Annotated in this window: 24 protein-coding genes and 1 other RNA gene; 18 read left to right on the top strand and 7 right to left on the bottom strand. The window is 44.0% G+C overall.

Annotated elements, in window-relative coordinates:
- Positions 1-56: 56 nt before the first annotated feature.
- Positions 57-1271, bottom strand: coding sequence for a pyridoxal phosphate-dependent aminotransferase (locus ACU01J_RS00520; protein WP_481083952.1), 1215 nt, complete (start codon positions 1269-1271; stop codon positions 57-59).
- A gap of 219 nt (positions 1272-1490) precedes the next feature.
- On the opposite strand from ACU01J_RS00520, the gene ACU01J_RS00515 reads away from it, so the two are divergent.
- The 7 genes from ACU01J_RS00515 to ACU01J_RS00485 all read left to right on the top strand — a co-directional run bounded on the left by ACU01J_RS00515 (position 1491) and on the right by ACU01J_RS00485 (position 9048).
- Positions 1491-2798 carry an isochorismate synthase gene (locus ACU01J_RS00515; RefSeq protein WP_481084254.1) on the top strand — a complete coding sequence of 436 codons (1308 nt, stop codon included), beginning with the start codon at positions 1491-1493 and terminating at the stop codon, positions 2796-2798.
- A complete protein-coding gene (gene menD, locus ACU01J_RS00510) occupies positions 2798-4528 on the top strand; it encodes a 2-succinyl-5-enolpyruvyl-6-hydroxy-3-cyclohexene-1-carboxylic-acid synthase (protein ID WP_481083951.1) in 1731 nt (576 codons plus the stop codon). The genes ACU01J_RS00515 and menD overlap by 1 nt, the downstream gene beginning before the upstream one ends.
- Positions 4518-5294, top strand: coding sequence for a 2-succinyl-6-hydroxy-2,4-cyclohexadiene-1-carboxylate synthase (gene menH / locus ACU01J_RS00505; protein ID WP_481083950.1), 777 nt, complete (start codon positions 4518-4520; stop codon positions 5292-5294). The genes menD and menH overlap by 11 nt, the downstream gene beginning before the upstream one ends.
- A 41-nt stretch (positions 5295-5335) precedes the next feature.
- A complete protein-coding gene (menB, locus tag ACU01J_RS00500; protein ID WP_038207015.1) occupies positions 5336-6202 on the top strand; it encodes a 1,4-dihydroxy-2-naphthoyl-CoA synthase in 867 nt (288 codons plus the stop codon).
- A gap of 175 nt (positions 6203-6377) precedes the next feature.
- Complete coding sequence (gene menC / locus ACU01J_RS00495; protein ID WP_481083949.1) at positions 6378-7364, top strand: o-succinylbenzoate synthase; 987 nt, start codon at positions 6378-6380, stop codon at positions 7362-7364.
- Positions 7364-8731, top strand: coding sequence for an o-succinylbenzoate--CoA ligase (gene menE, locus ACU01J_RS00490; RefSeq protein WP_481083948.1), 1368 nt, complete (start codon positions 7364-7366; stop codon positions 8729-8731). The genes menC and menE overlap by 1 nt, the downstream gene beginning before the upstream one ends.
- A gap of 140 nt (positions 8732-8871) precedes the next feature.
- Positions 8872-9048, top strand: coding sequence for a hypothetical protein (locus tag ACU01J_RS00485; protein WP_481083947.1), 177 nt, complete (start codon positions 8872-8874; stop codon positions 9046-9048).
- Here the strand turns inward: ACU01J_RS00485 and ACU01J_RS00480 are convergent.
- The 3 genes from ACU01J_RS00480 to ACU01J_RS00470 form a co-directional block, all read right to left on the bottom strand.
- The gene (locus ACU01J_RS00480; RefSeq protein WP_481083946.1) at positions 9045-9968 is read right to left on the bottom strand and encodes a YeiH family protein; all 924 of its coding nucleotides are present in this window, start codon (positions 9966-9968) and stop codon (positions 9045-9047) included. The two genes, ACU01J_RS00485 and ACU01J_RS00480, sit on opposite strands and share 4 nt — an antisense overlap.
- Positions 9969-10097: 129 nt before the next feature.
- Positions 10098-11969 carry an MFS transporter gene (locus ACU01J_RS00475; protein WP_481083945.1) on the bottom strand — a complete coding sequence of 624 codons (1872 nt, stop codon included), beginning with the start codon at positions 11967-11969 and terminating at the stop codon, positions 10098-10100.
- A 24-nt stretch (positions 11970-11993) separates the two neighbouring features.
- Positions 11994-12584 carry a TetR/AcrR family transcriptional regulator gene (locus ACU01J_RS00470; protein WP_481083944.1) on the bottom strand — a complete coding sequence of 197 codons (591 nt, stop codon included), beginning with the start codon at positions 12582-12584 and terminating at the stop codon, positions 11994-11996.
- 192 nt (positions 12585-12776) lie between these two features.
- On the opposite strand from ACU01J_RS00470, the gene ACU01J_RS00465 reads away from it, so the two are divergent.
- Together ACU01J_RS00465 and ACU01J_RS00460 are read left to right on the top strand one after the other, a co-directional pair.
- On the top strand, positions 12777-13655 hold the full coding sequence (locus ACU01J_RS00465) for a Tim44 domain-containing protein (protein ID WP_053438232.1): 879 nt from the start codon (positions 12777-12779) through the stop codon (positions 13653-13655).
- A gap of 126 nt (positions 13656-13781) precedes the next feature.
- Positions 13782-14102: a DUF1244 domain-containing protein gene (locus ACU01J_RS00460; RefSeq protein ID WP_481083943.1), complete on the top strand. Its 321-nt coding sequence runs from the start codon at positions 13782-13784 to the stop codon at positions 14100-14102.
- Between the two features lie 123 nt (positions 14103-14225).
- On the opposite strand, the gene ACU01J_RS00455 is transcribed toward ACU01J_RS00460, so the two are convergent.
- Positions 14226-15296, bottom strand: coding sequence for a PLP-dependent cysteine synthase family protein (locus ACU01J_RS00455; RefSeq protein WP_481083942.1), 1071 nt, complete (start codon positions 15294-15296; stop codon positions 14226-14228).
- Between the two features lie 117 nt (positions 15297-15413).
- Here ACU01J_RS00455 and ACU01J_RS00450 point away from each other — a divergent pair, with 117 nt between their 5' ends.
- Complete coding sequence (locus ACU01J_RS00450) at positions 15414-15887, top strand: Lrp/AsnC family transcriptional regulator (protein ID WP_053438230.1); 474 nt, start codon at positions 15414-15416, stop codon at positions 15885-15887.
- A 64-nt stretch (positions 15888-15951) separates the two neighbouring features.
- On the opposite strand, the gene tesB is transcribed toward ACU01J_RS00450, so the two are convergent.
- Positions 15952-16812, bottom strand: coding sequence for an acyl-CoA thioesterase II (tesB, locus tag ACU01J_RS00445; RefSeq protein ID WP_481083941.1), 861 nt, complete (start codon positions 16810-16812; stop codon positions 15952-15954).
- A 191-nt stretch (positions 16813-17003) separates the two neighbouring features.
- On the opposite strand from tesB, the gene ACU01J_RS00440 reads away from it, so the two are divergent.
- Positions 17004-17429, top strand: coding sequence for a YbaY family lipoprotein (locus ACU01J_RS00440; protein WP_481083940.1), 426 nt, complete (start codon positions 17004-17006; stop codon positions 17427-17429).
- Positions 17430-17454: 25 nt separating this feature from the next.
- Here the strand turns inward: ACU01J_RS00440 and ACU01J_RS00435 are convergent, their stop codons facing one another.
- Positions 17455-17757, bottom strand: a complete 303-nt coding sequence (locus ACU01J_RS00435; RefSeq protein WP_481083939.1) for a DNA base-flipping protein — start codon at positions 17755-17757, stop codon at positions 17455-17457.
- Between the two features lie 50 nt (positions 17758-17807).
- On the opposite strand from ACU01J_RS00435, the gene ACU01J_RS00430 reads away from it, so the two are divergent.
- The 7 genes from ACU01J_RS00430 to ACU01J_RS00400 all read left to right on the top strand — a co-directional run bounded on the left by ACU01J_RS00430 (position 17808) and on the right by ACU01J_RS00400 (position 25337).
- Positions 17808-18548, top strand: coding sequence for a VP0952 family biofilm-associated protein (locus ACU01J_RS00430; protein WP_481083938.1), 741 nt, complete (start codon positions 17808-17810; stop codon positions 18546-18548).
- 160 nt (positions 18549-18708) lie between these two features.
- Positions 18709-20718 (top strand): diguanylate cyclase domain-containing protein, encoded by a 2010-nt coding sequence (locus ACU01J_RS00425; protein WP_481083937.1) that lies wholly within the window; start codon positions 18709-18711, stop codon positions 20716-20718.
- A 128-nt stretch (positions 20719-20846) separates the two neighbouring features.
- Positions 20847-20943: signal recognition particle sRNA small type (gene ffs, locus ACU01J_RS00420), an RNA gene on the top strand.
- Positions 20944-21238: 295 nt separating this feature from the next.
- Complete coding sequence (locus tag ACU01J_RS00415) at positions 21239-21502, top strand: hypothetical protein (protein WP_481083936.1); 264 nt, start codon at positions 21239-21241, stop codon at positions 21500-21502.
- Between the two features lie 245 nt (positions 21503-21747).
- On the top strand, positions 21748-22566 hold the full coding sequence (locus tag ACU01J_RS00410) for a DUF4123 domain-containing protein (protein ID WP_481083935.1): 819 nt from the start codon (positions 21748-21750) through the stop codon (positions 22564-22566).
- A 3-nt stretch (positions 22567-22569) separates the two neighbouring features.
- Positions 22570-24642 (top strand): lipase family protein, encoded by a 2073-nt coding sequence (locus ACU01J_RS00405; protein WP_481083934.1) that lies wholly within the window; start codon positions 22570-22572, stop codon positions 24640-24642.
- On the top strand, positions 24639-25337 hold the full coding sequence (locus tag ACU01J_RS00400) for a hypothetical protein (protein WP_481083933.1): 699 nt from the start codon (positions 24639-24641) through the stop codon (positions 25335-25337). The genes ACU01J_RS00405 and ACU01J_RS00400 overlap by 4 nt, the downstream gene beginning before the upstream one ends.
- Positions 25338-25770 lie beyond the last annotated feature (433 nt).

Genomic DNA, 25770 nt, shown 5'->3' with positions numbered 1-25770 from the left:
ATGAAAAGGGTACTCAATGAGCACCCTTTAAGCATATGAAAGAACGAATCTAATTACTACTGGCTGTAGGTTGAAAGGAAACGTTCGAAGCGACCAATCGCAACTTCTAAGTCTTCAACGTGTGGCAAAGTCACAATTCGGAAGTGATCCGGTTTTGGCCAGTTGAACCCAGTGCCTTGGACCAGCAATACTTTTTCTTGAATGAGGAAGTCGAGCACCATTTTCTGGTCATCTTTAATGTTGTACATCTTAGTGTCGATCTTAGGGAACAGATACATCGCCCCTTTTGGTTTGACACAAGAAACACCAGGGATTTGGTTGACCAACTCCCATGCGCGGTCACGTTGCTCAAGGAGACGGCCACCCGGAAGCAGTAACTCATTAATACTTTGGTAACCACCTAGTGCGGTTTGAATCGCGTGTTGCATTGGCACGTTGGCACACAAACGCATCGAGGAGAGCATGTCTAAGCCGTTGATGTAGCCTTGTGCTTGATGTTTAGGACCGGTTAGGAACATCCAACCGCCGCGGAATCCACATACGCGGTAGGCTTTTGATAAACCGTTAAAAGTTACAACTAATACATCCTCAGTCAGAGTCGCTACCGAAGTGTGCGTTGCACCGTCGTATAGTACTTTGTCGTAAATCTCGTCAGCAAAAATGATCAGTTTGTGTTGGCGTGCAATCTCAATCACTTCTAATAAGAAGTCACGGCTGTAAACGGCACCAGTCGGGTTGTTTGGGTTGATAAGAACAATGCCGCGTGTTTTTGGCGTGATCTTACTCTTAATATCGTCTAGGTCTGGGTACCAGTCTGCCTCTTCGTCACACATGTAGTGAACCGCTTTACCACCGGATAGAGCAACCGATGCAGTCCACAGTGGGTAGTCTGGGGCAGGTACCAGCATTTCATCGCCATTGTTTAGCAGTGCTTGCATTGCCATCACGATCAGCTCTGAAGCGCCGTTACCAATGTAAACATCTTCAACGTCTAATGAACGAATGCCTTTGCGTTGGTAATGTTGCACCACGGCTTTACGCGCGGAGTAAATACCTTTTGAGTCGCAATAGCCTTGAGAAGTCGGCAAATTGCGAATCACATCAACCAAAATTTCATCTGGGGCGTCAAAGCCAAATGGGGCAGGGTTACCGATGTTAAGCTTCAGTATTTTATGTCCCTCTTCCTCCATGCGCTTAGCATGTTTTAGTACAGGACCTCTAATGTCATAGCAGACATTGTCGAGTTTTGACGACATCCCGATATTTTGCATTGATTAAAACCTAAAAATAATTGAATAACTTTATTAAAGTACCCTAAAAAACGCTTCTTTAGAATAAAAATCTGGTTTGATGGTCACAATAACACCTTTGTAGCACGCCCATTATCACAGGATTTCGCAAAACATTGCTTGCAACCTTGATTTGAGTGAAGTCTATAAATAGAGTAGCGCGGTAGAATGAATAATAATTTCGATGCATACGAGGCTGATTTGTCATACTTTCATCAAGCCGTTACTGAACTGATCGAACGCGTAAAGGATGCGAAAGACGGTACAACCCGTCTAGTTCAAGTTCTTGAGGAAAAACCTGACTTCCCATTTATTGACTGGTTAGACGCCCAGCCATTATTTCCAAAGTTTTATTGGCAATCTCGCGATACTCGCGAAGAGGTGGTTGCGTTAGGTCAGTTACATACTTTTGTGGATCCTGCGCCTGCTTACGCGATTTTAGCCGATGATCAGCGCGTTTGGGGTGGTCGTTCTTTTGACGGTCATACCGGAAAAAACCGCAGTTGTATGTCTTCTTTCTTTTTTCTGCCGCAAGTAGAGTTAATCCGTTTTGATGACAAATGGTCCTTAGTCGTTAACCTAAGCGCAGAGAAACATCGTACCCTCGCTGGCTTATATAAGCTGCAACTAGACGTCGCACCACTACCACCGATTTCATCTCATATTGATAGCATTCAGCATGTGCCTGAAAAAGAGCAATGGTCTGAGCTGGTTGATAAGGTGCTAACGGGGATTGAAAACGATGATTTCAAGAAAGTGGTATTAGCGCGAAAGACGACTGTTTCGCTTGATCAGCCGTTATGTGCTTCTCGTTTGTTGAAATCTAGCTACTTAAGTAATCACCATAGCTTCCATTTTTTGCTTTCATTAGATAAAAAACACAGTTTCATCGGCTCAACACCAGAGCGTCTTTATTTACGCCAAGACCAAGAGTTGTACACCGAAGCATTGGCAGGCACGATTGGTCGTGGCGATAATGCTAGCCAAGATATGGAACTGGCGAACTGGTTAGCGAGTGACAGTAAGAACCTCAATGAAAACCAATATGTGGTTGACGATATCATTGAACGCTTATCGCCTTATTCTGACGATGTAGTGGTAGAACAAGAGGCAAGGTTAGTTCGACTGCGTAAAGTCCAACATCTTAAACGCAGTATCCATGCTCACCTACATAAAGGTATTCATGGTGTTCAATTGCTTGGTGCTCTTCAGCCAACCGCTGCAGTAGCGGGCTTACCTAGACAAGAGTCGATGGATTTTATTCAACAAAATGAACCTTTTGCTCGTGGTTGGTACGCCGGATCAATGGGCTTTATTAGTCACCAGCGAGCTGAATTCTGTGTCGCAATTCGCAGCGCATTAGTGTTAGATGGCGAAGTACAGCTATTCGCTGGTGCCGGTATTGTTCCCGGTTCTGTTGCCGAGTATGAATGGCAAGAGCTCGATAAGAAGATGTCGACGTTACTTTCTCTTATCTCAGATAATCCACCTCTTGGAGTTGCTTCTTAATGAGCGACCTAACCCAGACTATCAATCAAGCGGTACTGAATCGAATTTGGTGCCAAGTGTTACTTGAAGAACTGACTCGTCACGGTGTCACCGAGCTTTGTGTAGCTCCCGGTTCGCGTTCAACGCCACTGACTCTTGAAGCAGACGCAAATCCAAAACTGAATCTACACACTCACTTTGATGAGCGTGGACTTGGTTTTCTCGCTTTAGGTTTAGCAAAAGCCAGCGGCAAGCCAGTAGCGATCGTCGTGACTTCTGGGACTGCAGTGGCAAACTTGCTTCCTGCGATTGCTGAAGCAAAGTTAACCGGCGAAAAACTGGTTGTGCTTACGGCAGATAGGCCAATTGAGCTGGTGGGTTGTGGTGCAAATCAAGCCATCAACCAGTCGGGTATTTTCTCATCACATGTAACGTCAGCACTTGAACTACCAAGCCCGTCACTGAATACACCTTTGAAGTGGCTACTGACGTCGATTGACCAAGTCATGTTTGAGCAGCAAGATCAGGGCAGTGCAGTACATATCAATTGCCCATTCCCTGAACCGCTCTACAGCAGTGAAAGCAAATCGCTCTATCAATCTTACATTGACCAAGTGGCCGCATGGTTGTCAGGTACAGGAACTTATATTTGTCACCGACGCTACTCAAATGCCAATTATGTCAATGTCGCTGCGTTTGCAGATAAAAAAGGTGTCATCGTTGTCGGTAGCGTTAGGTTGAACGAAGCGAACAAAGCTAAGCAACTGGCTGAAAAACTCGGTTGGCCAATTTTTATGGATCCCCAATGCGGAGCGACATCTGACTGGGCACATTATGATATTTGGCTGCAGAACAGTGACAATGCTGCGTGGTTAAATCCGTGTGAGCTGATTTTGCAAGTAGGCTCGCGAATTGTATCGAAACGTCTAAACCAATGGATAATCGGACAGGTAGAAACTCGTGGTGCTGAGTTCCATTATCTAGACCCTAAGCAAGAGCGAAACAACCAAGCTCACCTGATGCAAACGCATCATATAGCGGCCATCGAACCATGGTTAGCTCAAGCCATTGAGGCAATACAACCATTGAGTTGTATGACTGCGGGTTGGGAAAAAGAACTATCGCATGTTTCTCAACAAGTGGCGTCACTTGCCCAGCTTCACCTTGCAGCGCCAGCTTGTTTGAGTGAAATCGGTTTAGCGTTAAATCTCAATCAGCTCCCTTCAAATACAGATATCTTTTTAGGTAACAGTCTATTTGTTCGGCTGGTGGATATGTTCAGTGGTGTGGCGGATTACTCCGTATACAGCAACCGCGGGGCTTCGGGTATCGATGGGCTGATTGCAACGGCGACTGGTGTGACTCGCTCGAATCAATCTCCAACTATCGTATTTATTGGCGATACGTCTCTGCTTTACGATATTAATTCGCTCGCGCTTCTATCACACCAATCAACACCGGTTGTAGTGGTTGTGACTAACAATGATGGCGGCGCAATATTTGATTTGTTGCCAGTGCCACAACAGCAGAAACAATCGCTCTACCAGATGCCTCATGGTTTTGATTTCGAGCATGCCGCTAAACAATTCAAACTGGCGTATAGCAAACCTGAAACCTTATCCGCTTATACAGAAATAGTGAACAGTCACTTACTGGGTGGGCAAGGTACGTTATTGGTAGAGGTTCAGACCCCTCCGGAACAAGCTTCCTCTCAACTGAAAGAGTTTATTCAACAAGTTTATGCTCTTTAGTCATTCCACTCTCAACACTAGCCATTCAGAGCCCATTGTTGTGTATTTACATGGCTTGTTGGGGTGTGGTAAAGATTGGCATCAGGTTCGCCAGCAACTTAGTGATTACCCCTCTATCACTATCGACCTTCCGGGGCATGGGATGAGCGCATTACACTCTTGTTTCAATTTTGAGGATTGTTGCGATCAAATATCTGACACTCTTCTTACCCATGTGAGACCAGAGCAGCCTATAGTATTAGTTGGCTATTCCTTGGGGGGAAGGGTAGCAATGTCCGGCGTGGCGAATCACTACTTCTCATCTCTTAATATTCAACGCCTTATTGTTGAAGGTGGAAACTTTGGCTTGCAAACAAAGCAAGACAAAAAGGCTCGCAGAGATAATGATCACAGCTGGGCCGAGCGCTTCAGAAATGAGCCAATTGAGCAGGTGTTGGCCGATTGGTATTTGCAGCGCGTCTTTAGTTCACTAAACCATGAGCAAAGACAAAAAATGATCTTAAAACGCAGTGCTAATCTAGGTACTTCAGTGGCGGACATGCTCGAAGCCACTTCGTTAGCGAAACAAGATTACTTACTTGAGCGACTAAAACGCTCGGGTGTCGCGACACATTATATTTGTGGCGAGAAAGACAATAAGTTTAGTCAGTTGGCCGAACAAAGCGGTTTGTCTTTTAGTCAAGTTGCACAAGCAGGGCACAATGTTCATATCGAGCAGCCGCAAGCTTTTGCAGAAATCATAAAAGCTCAACTCAATACACTTTGAGTCGTTAAGTTGAGTCATTAGGTAAACAAACAGGAATCACCATGGCAAAAACAGTCGGTATCTCAGAAGAAGAACTATACGCACCAGTTAACTGGAATGACTGCACAGGTGAATATGAAGATATTCAATACCATAAATCAGAAGATGGCATCGCAAAAATTACCATTGCCCGTCCTCAAGTTCGCAACGCTTTTCGTCCGCAAACAGTAAAAGAGATGATTAATGCTCTTGCTGATGCTCGTTACGACGAAGGTGTTGGTGTGATTATTTTGACAGGCTTAGGTGAGAAAGCCTTCTGTTCTGGCGGCGACCAGAAGATTCGTGGCGACTACGGCGGTTACCAAGACGATTCAGGTACTCACCACCTAAACGTTTTAGACTTCCAACGCCAAATTCGTACTTGTCCTAAGCCTGTAATCGCAGCGGTTGCTGGTTGGGCTGTCGGTGGTGGTCATGTTCTGCACATGATGTGTGACCTAACAATTGCAGCTGAAAATGCGCAGTTTGGTCAAACAGGACCGAAAGTTGGCTCATTTGATGGCGGCTGGGGCGCGTCTTACATGGCTCGTATCGTGGGTCAGAAGAAAGCACGCGAAATTTGGTTCCTATGTCGCTTCTACGATGCTCAAGAAGCATTGGATATGGGCCTAGTGAACACAGTGGTTCCAGTAGAAGAGCTAGAAAAAGAGACAGTACGTTGGTGTCGTGAGACGCTACAACACAGCCCAATGGCACTACGTTGCCTAAAAGCGGCACTGAACGCTGATTGTGACGGCCAAGCGGGTCTGCAAGAGCTAGCGGGTAACGCAACCATGATGTTCTACATGACAGAGGAAGGACAAGAAGGGCGTAATGCATTTAATGAAAAACGTCGTCCGGACTTTAACAAATTCCCACGCAACCCTTAATTTGTTGTCGATATCGTCGCTCTAGCCTCAATAGCTACGTCGAGGATGCTCATTTATGCTTATAAACTGCGCGTCCTCTCCTTGCTCTTAAGGCTATAGCTTAGATATCAACGTACAAATGGGTGAAATATCCAATACAAGCTACATTTAAATCAAAATATAAAGGGATATTGCTATGAGATCAGCCAAACTGTATCGCTATGAATTGCCGATGGACAGTGGCGTGATACTGCGTGAACAAAGGCTAAAACATCGTGAAGGGTTTGTTGTCGAGCTAAGCTCGGGCGGCGATGTTGGTAGAGGTGAGATTGCGCCGCTACCTGGTTTTAGCGTTGAAACCATGGATGAGGTTTACTCGCAACTTGTTGAGCAACTGGAATTGTGGCACCAAGGCTCAGAGTTAAAACTGGATGAGCTATACCCGTCTGTCGCATTTGGCCTTTCTATGGCTCAATTGGAGCTTAACAAAGAGCTTCCTGCGAGCGGTAGTTATCAAGCTGCGCCGTTATGCTCAGGCGACCCAGATGAGTTACTGCCAAAGCTTAACGCGATAACAGGTGAGAAAGTCGCTAAGATCAAAGTCGGCTTATACGAACCTATCCGTGACGGAATGTTAGTCAGTCTGTTCCTAGAATCGATTCCTGATTTGACTTTACGTTTGGATGCAAACCGAGCGTGGAGTGCAGAAAAGGCTGAGCAGTTTGCGAAAAAAATTGCCCCTTCACTGCGCGGCAGAATTGCATTTATTGAAGAGCCTTGTCAGGTGCCTGGTGATAGCTTTTCATTTGCGATCAATACCGGTATTGCCATCGCTTGGGATGAAACACTGCAACATGCGATTCGTAAAGATGACTTTAAGCTTGAGGACTTAAACGGTGCGAAAGCCATTGTCATTAAGCCGACCCTAATTGGTTCAGTTGAGCGCTGTATTGAACTAATCGATAAAGCGAAATCGCTTGGGATCAAAGCAGTCGTAAGCTCTAGCATTGAATCTAGTTTAGGCCTAACTCAGCTAGCAAGATTTGCGCATTGGCAGTTGCCAGATGAAGTGCCGGGATTAGACACGGTTGGATTGTTTGCTCAGCAGCTTGAAACCCCGTGGCCTTCTTGTGAATTGCCAGTTGTTAGCTTATCTGAACAGCCACTGATATGGCGTTCGTAATGCAGCACGAACTCTCTCCTTTAAAGCAATGGGCTCAAATGAGCCCATCTTTATGTGCACTTGAAACGTGTGATAGGAACTACACTTGGGCTGAGCTGAATGATTTAGTCGCCAAGGTTGCTAATCACTTAAATCAGCAGGGGCTTGAGGCTGGAGACGTACTCTCCTGTGTTGGCAAGAACAGCATTGAGCAGCTAATTATCTTCTTAGCTTGCCTGGAGCTAGGTGTTACCTGCGCATTGACCATGCCACAAACTCGTACTGAGCTAGAGAGTAAACTCGATACTCTGTACTCATCGAAGTCAAAGCAAAAGGTATGGGTTAATGTTGAGTCTCAAGAGTTAAACTCGCTCAGCAATATTCGATATGGCGAGACGGTAGAGTCTCAAAAAGTTAGTGCTTACCAACCAGATAACCTCGCTTCGATTGTTTTCACATCCGGTTCGACGGGCACACCGAAAGCGGTCGCTCACACTTCTCGTCAGCATCTCGCCTCAGCGTCGGGGTTATTGGAGCGATTTTCGTATCAGCAAGGCGATACTTGGTTATTGAGTCTGCCTATGTACCATGTCTCAGGTTTAGCGATTGTTTATCGCTGGTTATGCAGCGGTGCGAGCATCAAAGTTGGCAGCGGAGCTTTGGCGACAGACATTCTCGGGGTCAGCCATGCTTCTCTGGTTGCAACTCAGCTAAAGCGTTTGCTTGACGATAAGGTGTGTTTGTCACTGAGTCATGTCTTGCTTGGAGGCAGTCATGTGCCTTTAGCGCTGAGTCAGCAAGCGGCCAAACAAGGCATTGAAACTTGGCTTGGTTACGGTATGACTGAAGCCGCCTCGACGGTAACGGCTAAACGTATCGATGAACATTACAGCGCGGGTAAGGTGCTACCTAACCGAGAACTAAAACTTGAAGGGAATAGGATCTATATTGGCGGAGAAACTCTTGCATCCGGTTATTACCGTAAAGGTAAGCTAACGCCACTGGTCGAAAATGGTTGGTTTGATAGCAAAGACTTAGGTGAGTGGGTGGATGGTGAGTTAAAAATCATTGGACGAGCAGACAACCAGTTTATTTCCGGCGGTGAAAATGTTCACTGCGAAGAGATTGAAGCAGCCCTGATGCAGGTACCTGAAATTTCTCAAGCTATTGTTGTTCCGATTAGCGATGCTGTGTTTGGTCATCGCCCCGTTGCGGTTTGCTCATTTTCCAATGTGTTGGAAAAAAGCGAAATCGAGGCTTATCTAGAACAATGGTTAGTTAAGTTTAAATGGCCAATTGCTTATTATTCAATGCCTGAGAGCTTGTTACGAAGCGGGATTAAGGTGTCAAGAAAGTCAGTAAAAGAGTGGCTAATTGAGCAGGTCTGATACTAAGTGACCCTCAGTGATTCACGACTTTGCTTAGCAACTTAGTTAATTTGGCAATTTCATAGTACAAATATGAATTTATCAATCTTATAACTCTAATTCATAATGGCTCTAAGCTTAATATGGAAATTGGTATAAGAATGATAAAAACAGTGTTAGTTATCGCAATCATTTTGCAGATAGTCGTCGCGGTTCAAAGCGACGGTTTGGTTAGAGCATTGGCTGAGCTTTCTGCGTTCTTGCTAGTGTCCATATTAGTTTTCAGTGCTAAATCACAAAAGCGCAAAAAGCTAGTCCCAAGTTCGGATGAGTTTTAAGTGAGAGTTAGCCACGCTAACGAAGTGGTTGAAATCAAAGCCCATAGCGTCACGCCAAATATTAGTGGCTTAGGGCCAGAAGACTTCAGTTTCTCTACTGAAATTCCGCAGCCAATCAAGAACAGACATATCACCAGTGCACGCTTAGCAATATCAAAGATACCCTGATAAATAACTTCAAATTGAGGCACTAAGTCGCTGAATCCAATTGCGAGACAGTAAAAGAAAATGAAGTATGGAATAGTGATTTTCTTCGAATCATTGCGAAATAAGAATGCACTAAATAGAGCAACCGGAATGATCCATAGAGCTCTCGCTAATTTAAGTGTAGTGGCAGTGGTTAATGCCTCTTCACCATAAGCAGAAGCTGCCCCAACGACTGACGAGGTATCGTGAATTGCGATTGCTGCCCAAGTACCGAACGTATGCTGATCAAGATTTAGCGCATGGCCTATTACAGGGAATATAAACAGAGCAATCGAATTTAGAACAAATACCGTTGCCAATGCTAAGCCGATTTGTTCATCGTCAGCTTTAATCGCCGGTGCTACTGCTGCAATAGCACTTCCACCACAGATAGCGGTTCCTGATGAAATTAAATACCCAGTCTCTTTGTTTAGCCCCAACCATTTAGCGGCCCACCATCCGAATAGCAATGTGCCCACAATCGTCGCGATAATAAGGCCTATACCATCAGAAGTGACCGCTAGCGCTTCATCAAAATGAATACCGAAACCTAGCCCAACGATGGAATAAGCGAGAAGCTTTTTGGTGAACTTCGATAGGTTTAAATCAGCGGGTACTAAACCCAAAGAAGCCAGTAAGAAGCCAATAACAAGAGCGGTTGGCGAAGACACATAGGGTGTGAGACAAACCAATAGACCGGCGAAAAAAGGGAGAAATCGAGTAATCTTTTTCATTTTGAATGCAATAGTAGTTAGGTCAGCTGAGTTTAGCTGACTTGTCTTGATAAATAGAGTTGAATGTATTGAACGTGCGTTAAAAAAAACTGAACAAACATTCTAATTGGATATTGCATGCACGCGGGATTAGCGCCACTCTCCTCGTAACTCGGATACTTTTTGTCGCATAGTATTCGTAGAGGCAAAGCCTGGTTCGACAGGCGTACCGACTTCGATTTCAATCTTAGACCAAAAACGTGAAGGTAAACCTTTGCAAGCGGAGCCCTTATAGCGGCTAAAATAGCTCCCCCAGAGGCCTTTAAGAGCAACGGGTATTACTGGTACAGGACTGCGTTTTAAAATGATATCCATTCCGCGTAAGAAGTCGTGTATCTCACCATCAGGGGTGAGTCTACCTTCAGGAAAAATACACACTATGTGGCCGTCAGCCAATGCTTGCTCTACCTCATTAAAAGCGCGGATGATTGAGCGTCGGTTGGTTGCAGAAATAGGAATCACTCCCGCACGTTTCAAAAAGCGTCTCAACGGCGGTAAGTTAGCGTAATCCTCTTCCATGACGAAACGTATCAGCCGTGGGCAAACGGCACTGAGCAATAACGCATCCATATAGCTAACGTGGTTGCAAACCAGCAATGCCCCGTTTTTTTGCGGCAGGTTATGCAGGTTTTTATGAGTGACGCGATACATGGTATGAGTCAGCATCCACATTAAGAATCGCACCAAATAAATAGGCAATTGTAGGCAAAGATAAATCGTAACTAATAGATTCATTACAGCAAGCAATAAGAAAAGCTGCGGAATACTAAAATCTAGAATGGTGAGACAAACTATGCCTAACACAGCACTGCAAACCATAGACAGTGAATTGTAAATGTTCAGTCCCGCGATCACTTGTGCACGTTCTGTTTCTTTAGAACGTTGCTGCATCAGAGCATAAAGTGGAACGATAAAAATGCCGCCAGAAATCCCAAGCATTAGCAGATAGGCAAACACTGGCCAAAGAGCTTGATATGAAATGAAATCAGAAAAACCAGTAAAATTTGGTAGCGTAGCAGGGATAGATGTCGCCATTAGTGCGCCAAAAACAGTAATGCCGAGGCTGCCTAATGGAACAATGCCAACTTCAATTCTATGGTTTGAAAGCTTGTCACAGGCGAGCGAGCCAATCGAAATCCCAACAGAAAATAATGCAAGTAAGAACGAAACCGCGCTTTCGCTGCCATTAAGGTAAAGTTTGGTAAAGTTTGGAAACTGGGTTAAGTAAGCGGCACCTAAGAACCAAAACCAACTGATCGCCATTAACGCTTGGAAAATGGTTCGGTCCGCTTTGGCGATAGCGATTGTCTTTTTGGTTTGTTTGATTGGTTGCCAACGGAATTTAAGGTTAGGCGCACTTGCTGGTGCTTCGGGAATGGAGCGACTAGACATGTAGCCAAGCACCGCAAATACCACCACACAAATTGCAGCAACATACTGCGCACTGTCTGCAGAGGCGATAACGCCAGCGCCTAGGGTGCCAAGGAGTATTGCCAGAAAAGTGCCTGTCTCAACAAGTGCGTTACCGGGTACGAGCTCATCGGCTTTAAGTTGCTGAGGGAGTAATGCATATTTTACCGGGCCAAAAAAAGCAGACTGCGTTCCCATAAAGAAGAGCAGGATAAGCAAAATAATGTAGCTTTGCGTGATGAACCCGATAGCGCCTAAGCACATGATGCCTACTTCAGCGAGCTTAACTTTACGGATAAACCATGCTTTTTCGTATTTATCAGCGAGAACACCAGCAGAAGCAGAAAAAAGAAAGAAGGGTAAAATAAACAAACCTGCTGCTAGGTTGATAAATAGGTTACTCGATACGGGAAGTGTACCTGCGCTAGAAAAAGCGACAAAAAGTAGTAGTACGTTCTTAAAAATGTTGTCGTTGAACGCGCCGAAAAACTGAGTAATAAAGTAGGGCAAAAAGCGCCTTTGCCCAAGAAGAGCAGCCTGACTATTAGGCATTTGTGATCCTTATTCCCTTAGGATTTACCAATGGATTAGGTAGTTAGACAGTAAGTTCTCAATGAGCTCTCTCCCATCGATAGGCTCGGCAGCAAAAAACTTGTCGTCGACACTGAGCAGTGTAATACCATGTACACCAGACCATAACACACGGCTTGCTTGTAACACTTCTGCTTCACTTCGAGTTGGTGCCAGTGCTTTTAGCAGGTGCTCTAGCATGCCAGTCATTGAATCAATGCGAGCAGACTGCCATTCAGGAAGTGGTTCACCATTCATATTATGTTCGAAGATCAGTTGCCAGCGGTTTGGGTGGCGCTGAGCAAAGTCATGGTAACAGTAGGCCAAGTCATAAAGCGCTGTTTCGGCGTTCTTACTGTTGGTTACCACTTGATTCGCTTCTTGAGTCAGTTCATCGAGAGTCTGAGCTACTGCATGCAGCAGCAGTAAATTATAGTTACCAAAAACGTTAACCAATGTGCTCGGTACATAGCCAATCATATTCGCTATCTTTCGTAAGCTAAGATCGTTGTGCGAGTTAGTCGCTAAAAACTCTTTGACGGTATTAAGCGTTAAAGCAACAAGCTCTTCGCGAGTATGATCGTTTCTTCGGGCCATAGTAAGTTATCTAAAATGAACATTGTTCAATATCTTAATTATCAGATGCCTATTGCGTCAACTGACAGAGCTATTATTTGCAATATTCTGATACATGTAATCAAGACGTTTTAGTTTGAATATAAGCTAGCTAAGGTTAATATGAATCGATAAGTATAAATTTATAATCTTGATAGACACAAAAGGAAGAACATGAAACGACTCTTTTCTCTTGTTGCCCTACTAATGGTCTCAGTCGCGATTACTCCAATCGCTGAGGCGAAAAAGTTTGGTGGTGGCAAATCTTTTGGCAAAAGCTTTAAGACGGCTCCAGCACCGAAACAACAGCAACAGAACACCAATACGATTGGTAAAGATCAAACGACTAAAACTCAAAGCTCAAGCAAGAAGGGCTTAATGGGTGGTCTTTTAGGTGGCCTACTAGCTGGTGGCCTACTAGCGGCGTTCTTTGGTGGCGCTTTTGAAGGTATCCAATTCATGGATATTCTTATCATGGGCTTGATTGCCTTTGTGATCTTCAAGCTAATGCGCTCTATGCTTGGGGCGAAGCAGGGTAGTATGAACCAGCAGCGTCAACAGCCTGCATTTGGTGGTTCAGCACCTAAGTTTGAACAGCCAAACGTACATAATTTTGAGCAACCACAGAACGCACCTCAAGGTGGCGGTTTTGGCTTTGGCGCTCAAACAGACGTACCACACAACTACCCACCGGGTTTTGATCAATCAGCATTCATCAATGGCTCACGCGAACACTACCGCATTCTTCAAGGGGCGTGGAACCACAATCAGTTACACACAATTGAAGAGTATGTATCGCCAAGCCTATACGAAGATTTGAAAGCGGAACGTGCGAAACTAGACGGTGAGCAGCATACAGACGTGATGTATGTTGATGCAGAAATTGTTCGTGCTGATCACGATGCATCTAAAGCGCAGCTTAGCCTACAATTCAGTGGTCGTTACCGCGATGCAGTAGAAGGCATTGAAGAAGACATCACTGATATCTGGCACCTAGAGCGTGACCTAACTGCGCCAAACGCACCATGGTTGATTGTTGGTATTCAAGGCTAATTTAGCTTCGTCAATCAATAATTCGAACGCCCAAGTTAACGCTTGGGCGTTTTTGTATTTGAGCTATAGGGAGTTCGCTTGATAGGATAGTTATGTTCAAAAATTACAATCATAAAGGTAAGTAAAGTGGCTGAATTTAAATACAAAAATCTGTCTCAAGAAGAACAAGATAAGCTAGATGCCGCGACATTTCGTCGTCTATTGGCTCACCTTGACGAAAACAAAGATGTGCAAAACATTGATTTGATGATCTTAGCTGGCTTCTGTCGTAACTGTTTTAGCAAGTGGTACAAAGCAGAAGCAGAGAACCAAGGTTTAGAGCTGGATATCGATGATGCTCGTGAACGTGTCTATGGCATGACTTACGATGAATGGAAACAGAACCACCAACCAAAAGCAACGCCAGAGCAACTTGCGGCTTTTGAAGCTCGTCAGAACAAAGGTTAATCGAACCCCAAAAAGAAAACCGCGACCTTGAAGTCGCGGTTTTTTTATGCCCAAGGCTGACGTTGTTGTTATGAGCTTGAGTAACGGTCTATCGAGAAACCCTCACTCAAGCATTTTTAAATTCTATTGCTCGATTTGGCCTGTTTGTTCGAAAGCTTCTAGTTTTTCTGTGTATGGCTGCAAATCACCAATATTTTCGTTGACCCACTCAGGGTTGTAGTAAGTATCAAGGTAACGCTCGCCGCTGTCACAAAGTAGAGTCACGATTGAGCCTTTCTCACCACGTTGTTTCATTTCACTCGCTAGCTGCAATACACCGTAAAGGTTAGTACCTGTTGAAGCGCCGACTTTACGGCCAAGCATTTTTTCAAGCCAATGTGCCGTCGCCACTGAAGCCGCATCTGCAATGGTGCGCATCTCATCAACCACGCCAGGAATGAAGCTTGGTTCTACACGTGGGCGACCGATACCTTCAATTTTGCTGCCGCGATTTCCAGTTAGATTCTTGTTGCCTGTTTTAAAGTACTCATGGAACACAGAGTTCTCTGGATCGACAACACACAGTTTAGTGTCATGTTGCTGGTAACGGATAAAACGACCAATGGTAGCTGACGTACCGCCAGTACCTGGGCTCATGACGATCCAAGATGGAACTGGGTGATCTTCCATTTCCATTTGGTTGAAGATGGAGTTGGCAATATTGTTGTTACCACGCCAGTCTGTAGCACGCTCAGCGTAAGTAAATTGGTCCATATAGTGACCATTTAACTCTTCTGCTAGGCGGTGTGATTCTGCGTAAATTTGGTCAGAGCGATCAACAAGGTGTGCTTTACCGCCGTAAAATTCGATCTGTTCGATTTTCTTACGAGCAGTGCATTTAGGCATTACTGCTATAAAAGGCAGGCCAAGTAGGCGCGCAAAATAAGCTTCAGATACCGCAGTGCTACCAGAAGATGATTCGATGATTGTTGTCTCTGGGCCAACCCAGCCGTTACAAATCGCATATAAGAATAGTGAGCGAGCAAGACGGTGTTTAAGAGAACCCGTTGGGTGTGTACTTTCGTCTTTAAGATAAACGTCGATACCATCAATGCTTGGTAGATCAAGTTTGATTAAATGCGTATCAGCGCTACGTTGGTAATCCGCTTCAATTTTACGGACTGCGTTATTAATCCAGTTATGGTCAGTACACATAGGGTTTCTCCTTAGAATCGTTATGTTATTAATCTAACGAGTTTTCTGGAGAAAAACTTTGCTATTTATGCTTTGGTTTGCTTTATTTGGAGAAAAGTTTTCTACAAAATTGATGTTATGGAAATTGAACTAGATAAAATCGATCGAAAAATACTCGATCTACTGCAAAATGATGGCACGCTTTCTTTGAATGACCTGTCTGAAGCGGTCAACTTAACCACTACGCCGTGCTGGAAAAGGCTTAAGAAGATGGAAGAGGCTGGGATCATTCAAAAGCGTGTCGCCTTGTTGAATCCTGAAAAGCTCGACTTATCATTCACTGCATTTGTGTTGGTCAAAACCAGCGATCATTCACACGAGTGGTATAACCGTTTCGTGTCTACAGCTTCGGAGTTTCCGGAAGTGATGGAGTTCTATCGTATGGCAGGGGAATACGATTATATGATGAAAGTACTAGTGAAAGATATGCAGTGCTTTGATCACTTTTATAAGAAGCTCGTAAACTCAGTGGAAGGCATTTCTAATGTAACCTCGACCTTTGCGATGGAGCCGCTTAAATATACAACGGCACTTCCTATATGTAATGATTAGAAAGTAAAAGAAAAATGCCACTCTCTGGGAGTGGCATAGTTTTAATGAGTAAGTATAGTTTTAATTAGTCAGTAAAACGCATCACACCTTCTTGAACTGCGCTTGCGACGAGGTGGCCTTGGCGGTTGTATATCTCACCCCTTACTAGGCCTCGGGTGTTGCTCGCGGTAGGGCTATCAATCACATACAGAAGCCACTCATCCATTTTAAATGGACGGTGGAACCAGATAGAGTGGTCGATGGTAGCGACTTGGAATTTTGGTGTCATCAGTGATACGCCGTGTGGATGTAGTGCAGTTACTAAGAAGCCCCAATCAGACGCATAACCCAACAGATATTGGTGGATCAATTGGTTGTCAGGCATCTCGCCGTTGGCTTTGATCCACAGATACTGCTTAGGCTCGACTTTTTGTGGTTTAAGTGGATTCACCACAGTAACCGGGCGCATTTCAATTGGCTTTTCACCGCAGAAGGTCTTCTTAAGTTTTTCCGGTAGGAAGTCTGCAATTTTCGCAGCAAGTTCAGACTCTGATGCGTAATTTTCCGGACCTGGAATATTTGGCATGGTATTTTGATGCTCAAAGCCTGGAGCCTCACCGTGATAAGAAGCGGTTAAGTAGAAAATAGGGCGGCCATTTTGGATTGCTTTAACTCGGCGGGTGCTAAAGCTACGGCCATCTCGGAGGTTTTCAACATCATAGATGATAGGTCTCTCGGGATCGCCAGGGTATAAGAAGTAGCTATGGAATGAGTGAACAGTGCGATCGTCATCGACAGTGTATCTCGCAGCAGACAGAGCTTGCCCTATCACTTGTCCACCATACACTTGAGGCAAGCCTAAGTTTTCACTTTGTCCTCTAAAAAGCCCTTCTTCAAGCTTTTCTAGTTGCAGTAAGTTCAATAACTCGTTGAGAGGTTGGCTCATTGTTGACTACCTTAATTACGCCTTGGCGCGATGTTCGACGTTGTTGTAGGAAAATTCAAACAGATGTTTACTTTTAGGTCAAGATCTCATCTTTAGCGTTAAGCCGCTGTCAAGATTCAGACGTTGACGATGACAATATTACAGCGTCTACATATAATCATTATAAATTTAATTGCTTATAGGTAAGTTTCATGAAAAAGGCACTAGCATTCATTTCATCATTAGTATTAGGAGTAGTATTGGTGGGTTGTCAATCAGAGCAAGCAGAAACTGAGCAACCAGCAGTAGAATCAATTACAGGTACACTAGCGTACCGTGAGCGTATTGCACTGCCAGATGATGCAGTTGTTACGATTACTCTACAAGATATCTCTTTAGCAGATGCGCCAGCGAAAGTTATCGCGAAGCATCGTTTCGAGACAGCCGGTTCGCAAGTTCCTTTTGAGTTTGATCTTGCTTATGATCCAGCAAAAATCGAAGCTCGTCACCGCTACAGCGTGAGTGCACGTATTGAAGTGAACGGCCAGCTTAAGTTCATTACTGATACCTCATACCCAGTAGTCACTGATGCAGAAAAAACAGATAAGGTCGACCTACGTCTTATCGGTGTGCGTTAATTCAAGTCTTTATATCGGTGGTAGGTTAAGGCTGCCACCGATACTTCCTCAAGCTAATCTTGCCATCGTTACTCACTGCAATTCCTTCAGCGAGCAGTGCCTCCCTCTGGCGAACTAAATCCTCACCTTTCAATGAAATGCGTCCTTGGCTATTGATGACGCGAAACCAAGGCAATTTACTCTCTTTAGGAAGGTTACCCAGTGCTTTACCGACATGACGGGCATAACCGGGATAACCTGCCATTTTTGCGATCTCACCGTAAGTACTGACTTTTCCAAGAGGAATTTGGTGAATTACTGCAAAGATTTGCATCGAAAACTGGTCCATAATCATTCAAGTCCTAGTACAAGTTTCCAAGGAATGGATAAGGAGAGGGCATGCTATTTTCAACGTTTCAATTCTTAATAACAACCCTATTGGCAGTGGTATGTGCTCGCGCTATCAGTCTAAGTGAAGGCGATATTCCAGTTCTTGCGCTGCTGATACCTGCATTGTGGATTTTCCCTCAAGGTGGATTAGTTGGTTTGCTACTTATGGCAGCCATGACCGTTTATGGTTTAACACTTCCTTATCAACCGATCACCTTATCAATCAGCCTTTGGGTTTTATTCCCTTTACTTATGGTGGCATTTTCAAAACGCAGTAGCTTAGCTGTTGTACTGACCAGTGCTTTGATTGTCACCACTTTAATGGTCGGGATCATGGTGACTCAGGCAGGGGGCAAGCTTGCTGGTGAACCCATGATCACTACGACTCAAATACTCTCTGTGATGGTCATTTGGTGGTCGGCGTCCCATTGGAAACCGTCGAGTAAACATAGCTGGTGGGCTTTGGGGCTTATTTTACCGTTGTGGATGGCCGACCTTTCCTATGCAGCCTTAGTGGCATTGTGCATTGTTGGCATCATGGCCTCAATGGAAAGCTTGTCTAAATTGAAAACGTTCCGTTGGAGCAAGCTACTTTGTTGGACGCTGCCCACGGTTGGTTTCGCTGCATTAGTTGTCTCACCGAGCATTGAGGTGCCGAATCCTGTTTTTGTGGTTTGGATTTGCTTGTTAGGTACCGCTTGGATGACCGATTATATTCTTAGAAGTGCGGAAGACAATCAAGATGCATAACTGTAGCCTATGTCACTGCCTTGTTATATGAATTTGGTTAATTGGTTAAGTTGTGGCAAAGTTGACCTGTGTTTAGACAAAGCTATCAGAACTGCGCTTTAGCTTTGTATCTAGTGGCCTTGAAGGGTTACATATATAAAGACAAAAGGGTTTTCTGTAAATGGCTAGCTTTTGGCGATTGCTTAGCTTTGTTCTCATATTGTTACCGTCATCAATTCTACATGCGCAAACCACTTACAAGGTGGCGATGGAAGAAGACGATGTGGTCACGCGAACACTGTTTGATGCTGTAGCAAGTAAACTGAATATCAATGTTCATTATGTTTACTACCCAAGTTTTAATGCCATTCTTAATGCAGTGAAAACAGGTGAGAGCCATTTCGCTGCCAATGTTACCTTTACTGAAACACGAGCGCAGTCGTTCTCCTTCTCTAGTCCAACAAACATTGAATATACTTATCTGTACAGTAACAACAATGCCACTCTTGATTCTGTTGAAACTATAGGGGTACCTAAAGGTACAATATATGGAGGCTTGGTTCGGGAGCATTATCCAAATATTCGTCAGGTGGAGTATAGAGGGCACCAGCATGCTAAGAAACTGCTAGAGTCGGGAGAAGTAGAAGGTGTCATTGATGCAATTAATCAGCTTAAGCCTATGCTGCTCTCAGGCTTTGACGCTCAGCTATTAAACCACCAGATTTCAATCAAACCGGTTTCTATTGTGACTGCGCGCGGCACTAACCAAGTCATGCTAGAGCGTATTGAATCATTTGTTCGCAGTGCTGGTATTCAAAGAACGTTAAGAGAGTCCGTCAAATCCTATCAATTTGAACTTCGCCAACAAGCGCTGAGAAGAGCGGTTCTCGACAGCGGAATCGACCTAACTAAAACCTTCAAGGTGAAATTTGATGGGATAGGGCAGTACGCGACATACAACAGTGATGGAACGGTGACAGGCATTAGTGCGGATGTCGTTCAGCAGGCGTGTGCGATCTTATTACTGAAATGTGACATCGTGAGTGAGGCGAATGAAACTTGGGAGAGTATGTACCAAGATCTACTCGCGCAGGAAATTGATATCTTAGCGCCGCTTGTCGTTTCGGATCAGCGTAAAGCGTTAGTTGAATTTAGCTCACCATATTACTTTCCAGAAGTGGTGATGGTTAAGCGGGAAGGGTACAAACCCAATGTTTATAGCAATGTATCAGAGTTGATTGTAGAAGAGGTTGGGGTTGTCAAAGAGGATTTCTTTGCCACGCTTCTCTCACAACAATTACCGAATAAGCCTTTACGAGCCTACTCCAATATTGATGAAATTTTCATAGCGCTACTTGAAGGGGAAGTCGACTATATGGCGATCAGCCGAGCTAACTTCAATAAAACCCTACGTGAGTCAAATTCGTTGCTGCCTTTAGAGGTAGATACCGCGATTGGCGGCTTTTATCAATCAGCTATTGCGGTCGGATTTGCAAAAAACGAAACGGGTAAAAAGGTCGCGGAACTATTTAGCCGAGCAATTAAGATGATTGATACGCGTCAGATCATCGAAGCGTATGATTACCGCCCAAACTGGAAAGCCACATTGCAAGCGGAAAAGTCGTTTGCCAGTAATACCCAGATCTTATTTAGCTTAATGCTGAGCTTTTTAGTCCTTATTGCCTTCTATCTTCATAGTCAGTCAAATACCGACCCGCTAACACGACTGAAAAACAGGCGTTCGCTTCATCAACGTTATCGAAATGGGCTACACCCAAGTGAAACACTGGTCTATTTAGACATGAATCGTTTCAAGCAGGTTAATGATACATATGGCCATGAGATCGGTGACCAAGTGCTAGTGCGTGTTGCGCGGCATATTGAACATCTTTGGAATGGTCGTTGCTACAGAATTGGAGGTGATGAATTCGTTTTGGTTGGGAAAATCGCAGAGTCGCGGCTGATTAAACTCATCCATGAGCTGAAAACGGTCGAATTTACTTCTCCAGTGCAGCAAGTTTCGTTTCAAGTCTCTTTAGCTGTAGGTTATTCGACTTCCAGAGATAAAACCACGACATTGCAACAGGTGATGGGAGACGCTGATAAAGCGATGTATCGTGACAAATTAGTCGATAAAAACGTTGGTTCAGAACAAAAAACGTGTGACAACGTTGTTCGATATCTAAATTAATGGTCACTCCCTAAGCAGTTGAGTCGGAAAGATGGGTTTTATTGGTGGTTTCGCTTGAAATCAGCATAAGGATACTTGATAATCCTCATCACTCCTTAGCGACGCTAAGGAAACAGAATCTATGGAGGCCCTGGTCCTCCCGCAACAATAGCTCGTGAACTCGGTCAGGTCCGGAAGGAAGCAGCCGCAGCGAGTGACTTGTGTGCCGGGATGTGGCTGGGGCTTCCACCCCTTAAAAACGCCGCTTTTATTAGCGGCGTTTTGCTATCTAAATTCCATCAAATCAATGCCTTATTTGCTCTTAGGGCATCATTTTTCGCTTGGTACTAGAAGACGCTACTAAACTATGCGTTATCTCACCTTAAAATCGAATGGTAAATGGTAGTTTCAATTTCAGATCCCTTGCCAATTGCGGCCACACTTCAATAATCGCCGAGAAGTTAAAAAGACTTTAAATGTCAGTTGTAAACAGGAAGCATATTTATCAGGGTTAAAACACGAACTGGCAATTAAACAATTCATGTCTGAAGTGATATTCGGTGAGTACAATCGCAGCTTTGATGAGGCTCGAGCTCGTTTGCTCGTTTCAAACGTAGCAAACACGGGGAAACAGCAAATCAATGAAGTGACGCAAAAAATTTCGAATGATGTCATCTTTTCAGCTGCACTGAGGCAGGCGAGAGCGACCCAAGATGTCCTTGGCGGCGCAGAAGCTGTTTTTGGACTGATTGATGAGAGTTTTGGGTTATACATTGCTCAGTTAGGTAAGTTGCTGCTCATTTAGGAAGTCGCGCCAACTTAACTCATTGAAATGCTGAAATTAGATGTTGGTGTCATATTTGCTTATGTGTGCCTATCAAAGGTAACGATGTGAGTTGCCTTGACTGACTTTATTGAGGTATTTGTAATGTCGACCGTGGTATATCCAGCTTTTCAAAGTGAAACCCAACAGCCCCCAATTTCTAATTTTTCCTTTGTTTCTTCATGTTATCGAGCATTGCAATCCTACCTATTCAGAGGGGAATATTAATGTTCGTATCATGGTTCCAACAACAAACCGAGGATCAATACTGGTTGGTCGACTATCAGGTTCATAAGGAAGCATTACAGCAAAATGGCAGTATTGGCTTTGAAGATTCTATACCGTTATTTGACGGGGCAATGTTTGCTGACGTCATGTCTCTTTCTCCATGGTTAATTCCCGTTTCAAAGTCAGTCTCATCGCTACCAGAGTCGTTATTAGGAAAAGGGCTGGTTTTATCCAGTAGCGAAAGCAGCCAATCGGTTTTAGATCATTTACGCAGCTTATTGATAGCGGCCTTAGAAGGTGAAGAGGTCTTGTTTCGTTTTTATGATAGGCAGGTCATCATTCCAATGCTTACTCGAATGGACGAAATAGAGAAGAATCAGTTCTTGGGTAATATTAGCCAGTTAGCGGCGTTCGATAACCAAGAGCAGCCCCAGTTTGTGACGTTCACCAATACATCGAACCGTCAGTTTACTGTTCATGAAACAACTTGGTGGGTCGTTAAGCCGCATCATTTAGAGAGTTCGGATGACCTTTCTCTTATTCAAACCAACCTTGAGTCTTGGTTATGGCAGCATTACCCAGACACGATGAACGAACACCTAGCTCAAGGTCGTGACGTCAGTTCCATACTGGCTCCGTTCCTCGCCGAATCTGAACAAACCTTAACGTATCGTGTGATGAGTGCTGCTATCGTCGGTATCGCTGGTCCAGAACTACTCACTCAACACAATATGATTGAGTTTCTCCAAGAGTATGAAAATGAAGAGGTTCGATTCGCTCTGCATGCTTTAACTCGTCAATTTGAACAGAAGGGATAATCTATGGACTCATTTAATTACTGTGTGCAGTGCAACCCTGAAGATAAGTGGTTAGAGCTAGAGTTTCGAAGTGAGAGGGATGAACCGATTGATGGCTTAATGGTCACCATCACGAGCCGTATGACCCCTTCCTGCACATACACGCAAACCACAAGTTCTGGTAAGGTCTTGTTTAGGAACATTGCTGCTGGTGAGTGGAGAGCCTCGGTGAGCCAAGCGTCTCTATTAACTGAAGTCGAAAAATATCCGAGTCGAGATGAACAGCAAGAATCTCCGGTAAAAAAACGAGCTATAACGGAACTTGATGCCGAAGATAATAAAGCGAAACAGTACCGCTACACCACGATTGGCGATTTCTGGGATGAAGCGCCACAAGACGAGTTTTTGCAAGAGCATCACAAAGGGGTAGACATTAATGCCTCAGCGGAAAAAGCAGGGTTTAGGCTCAGTCATAACCAAACCTATGTTTTTGAAATCAAAGCCTTGCGCAGTTATATGCCCATGATTGTGGATACGGACAAGTTTAGTTTGGTTAACAGTTATACCTTTGCGCTATTGTCGCAATTAGCTTATGCCAATAAAGAGTATGGTGATGCAAGAAACGAAAAGGTGCCGCAAGGTGGGCATGATGCTGTTTTAAAATCACTCAAACAGAAGTTGCGCCCAATTTATTCAGCGGATAATGAAGTCACTTGGTTGCTGGACGAAATACCCTACTCGCAAGCATTGAAAGGGGAGTTTTACCGTGATGACACCATTGGCTCTGAAGGCTATATCTTCAGTAATGATGATATCGCTATTATCGGTGTCAGAGGGACGGAAACGTACTTTTATAATGATGATGCATTTCAGTTCTCTAGTAACAAAGAAACTGCTTTGATGGCTGAGGTGAGTTCCAAGCTACCGATATTGAAAGTGACTGAGGTCATGGATGGGGTACTTGCGGCAGTTGGTTCACCGGGTTATCAAGATGTGGCTACTGACATTAATGCATCTCAAATTGCACCACCAGAATTTGAAGGGACGTATGTACATCAAGGTTTCTATCAATATGCGGTTGGACTGTGGAAACCAATTGATGACTCTATACTAAAAAACCATGAAGGAAAAAAGATTTATATTTGTGGCCATAGCCTAGGAGGTGCCGGTGCTATACTACTGAGTAGCCTAATTCAGGATACCTATTCACCCTCAACATTGCGTCTCTATACCTACGGAATGCCGCGAACTGGTACACACAGTTTTGTTCGTCGTTATAGCTCACTTTTACACTTCCGGCATGTAAACAATCACGATCTTGTTCCTCAACTTCCAATGCGCTGGATGAACACCAACTCCGATAACAAATGTGAGTCATCATTGTTATGGAAATATTTGTCGCCGACCTTACTGTACCTTTGGGACTCTCTTAAAGAGAGAACGATGGATTGTGATGAGGATAATTATCAACACCATGGCGACCTTATTCAGTTGTTAACCTATAGCCAAACTAAACATCGCCCTGACGAAGTAAAACAAGTCATGTTAACGGAAAAACAGACGCACATCACCAGCTTGACACTGGCATCTAACAAAACAGAAGACTCTTATCGTTTAGCTAAAACATTAAACAACGATCATATTGATATTAATGGCTACGTTGATACCTTCAAGAACTCCGGATTGGATCATATGCTAGGTGAATACATTCCAAACCTGAAACAGCAAGTTATTATGATGCTTGACAATAACATGACGGAGAATTATCAATCAGCTCAGCATATAATCCACCAGACAGAAGCAAAATTATTGAAAGCTCACCGTGCACTCAAAGAGGATGAAATGAACGCTTTAGTCATGCACGCCATATCAAGAAAAGATCCTGCGGCGCATGCGCGGCGAGAGCATGAACGTACACAAGCATTATTTGTGATCAGACAAGAGCTGAAATTGACAGAAAAAATTACATTGAATGTGCAAAGGGTAAGAAAAGAACTTGATGCTTTAGTTACCACTCCGGACTTATTGCCTAATAAAGAGTTACTATTTGGCGATCAAAGCATAGAGATACAAACGGTGAAGGAGCAATTGCAATGAGCATCAAACAGCGAGCATTATCGATTGCGCTGATCATTATTACCGCGATGGCACTGGTTTATTTCTTGGCTCCATCGGAGAGGATATGGGGAGCTGGTGAAGAGCCATATATGGTAATTGCTGGGAAAAAGCCATCAGATGCTAAGATCAGTGTTCAGGTTAACTACTTTGGGCGCGGAGAAAGCTGTTCTGGATGGTCATGGAATGCAGGTAGTGGGAAGGTAAATACAGGGAATTATAATGAACATTTTACTATCGAGCACAATTTCTCGAAAGATGAAGATTTTTATGAACTAAGGATCCCTTATCAACCCAGACAGCCAGAGACAAACTGCATTACTCATTTATCAAATATGGAAGTGAAGTTAACTAATGAGTTCGATACGGTAGGGTTTGCAAATTTACGTATCAATAAAGCAGGCACCGATTATTATAACAAATCGTTAGAGTTAACTTCAAAGATTGAAGCAAGAAAGTGTGAGCCTTTTTATTCTCCAAAATATGACAGATGGACGAATGGTTTTGGTTGCTTCTATTACGTTAATGGTGAAAAGAAATCCAAAGACCAGGAGTTTAATGCAGAAACTGTTTACTTCGATTTCTCTCAATTTAATAGCGACACAGTAATTCACTACGATATTTTAGCTGGTGAGGAATATCGTAGTACCCCGTTAGATCCGCAAACTGGGAAGTGAACTTAAAAAAGTCACTGCAGCAACTTCGGGCATGGTGGGGTTTCGTTTATAGCGTCGAACTATCCTAACGAAAAAGTTAATGGTGAGTCTGCAATAGGTAACGGTAGTGTAGTAACTTTACAACGTAGGATTTTAACAAGTGCTCAGTTATGCAGGCTTTTGATGCAATCTTATGTGAACTTATACTGCAAATTGCTTGTTAACTTATTGATAGCTGGTTCGAGTTATGCTGACTTATCCTGCAAGCATCACCATTCAAAACGCCGCTTTTTTTAGCGGCGTTTTGCTATCTAAACCGTTGTCCCTATTGGTTGGCAATATCGGTCGAGTAGGTGGGCAACATTTCTCTCTTGCTCGTGAGATAAAACAATCGCAACACTTTGGTTTCTGGTACAATTCGGCCTCATCATTGATTGAACGTACATCAACAGGT

The sequence above is a fragment of the Vibrio sp. 2433-A1 genome (assembly GCF_056726085.1).
Note: the sequence above shows the minus strand (reverse complement) of the source record. Positions and strands in the feature narration are given on the sequence as shown.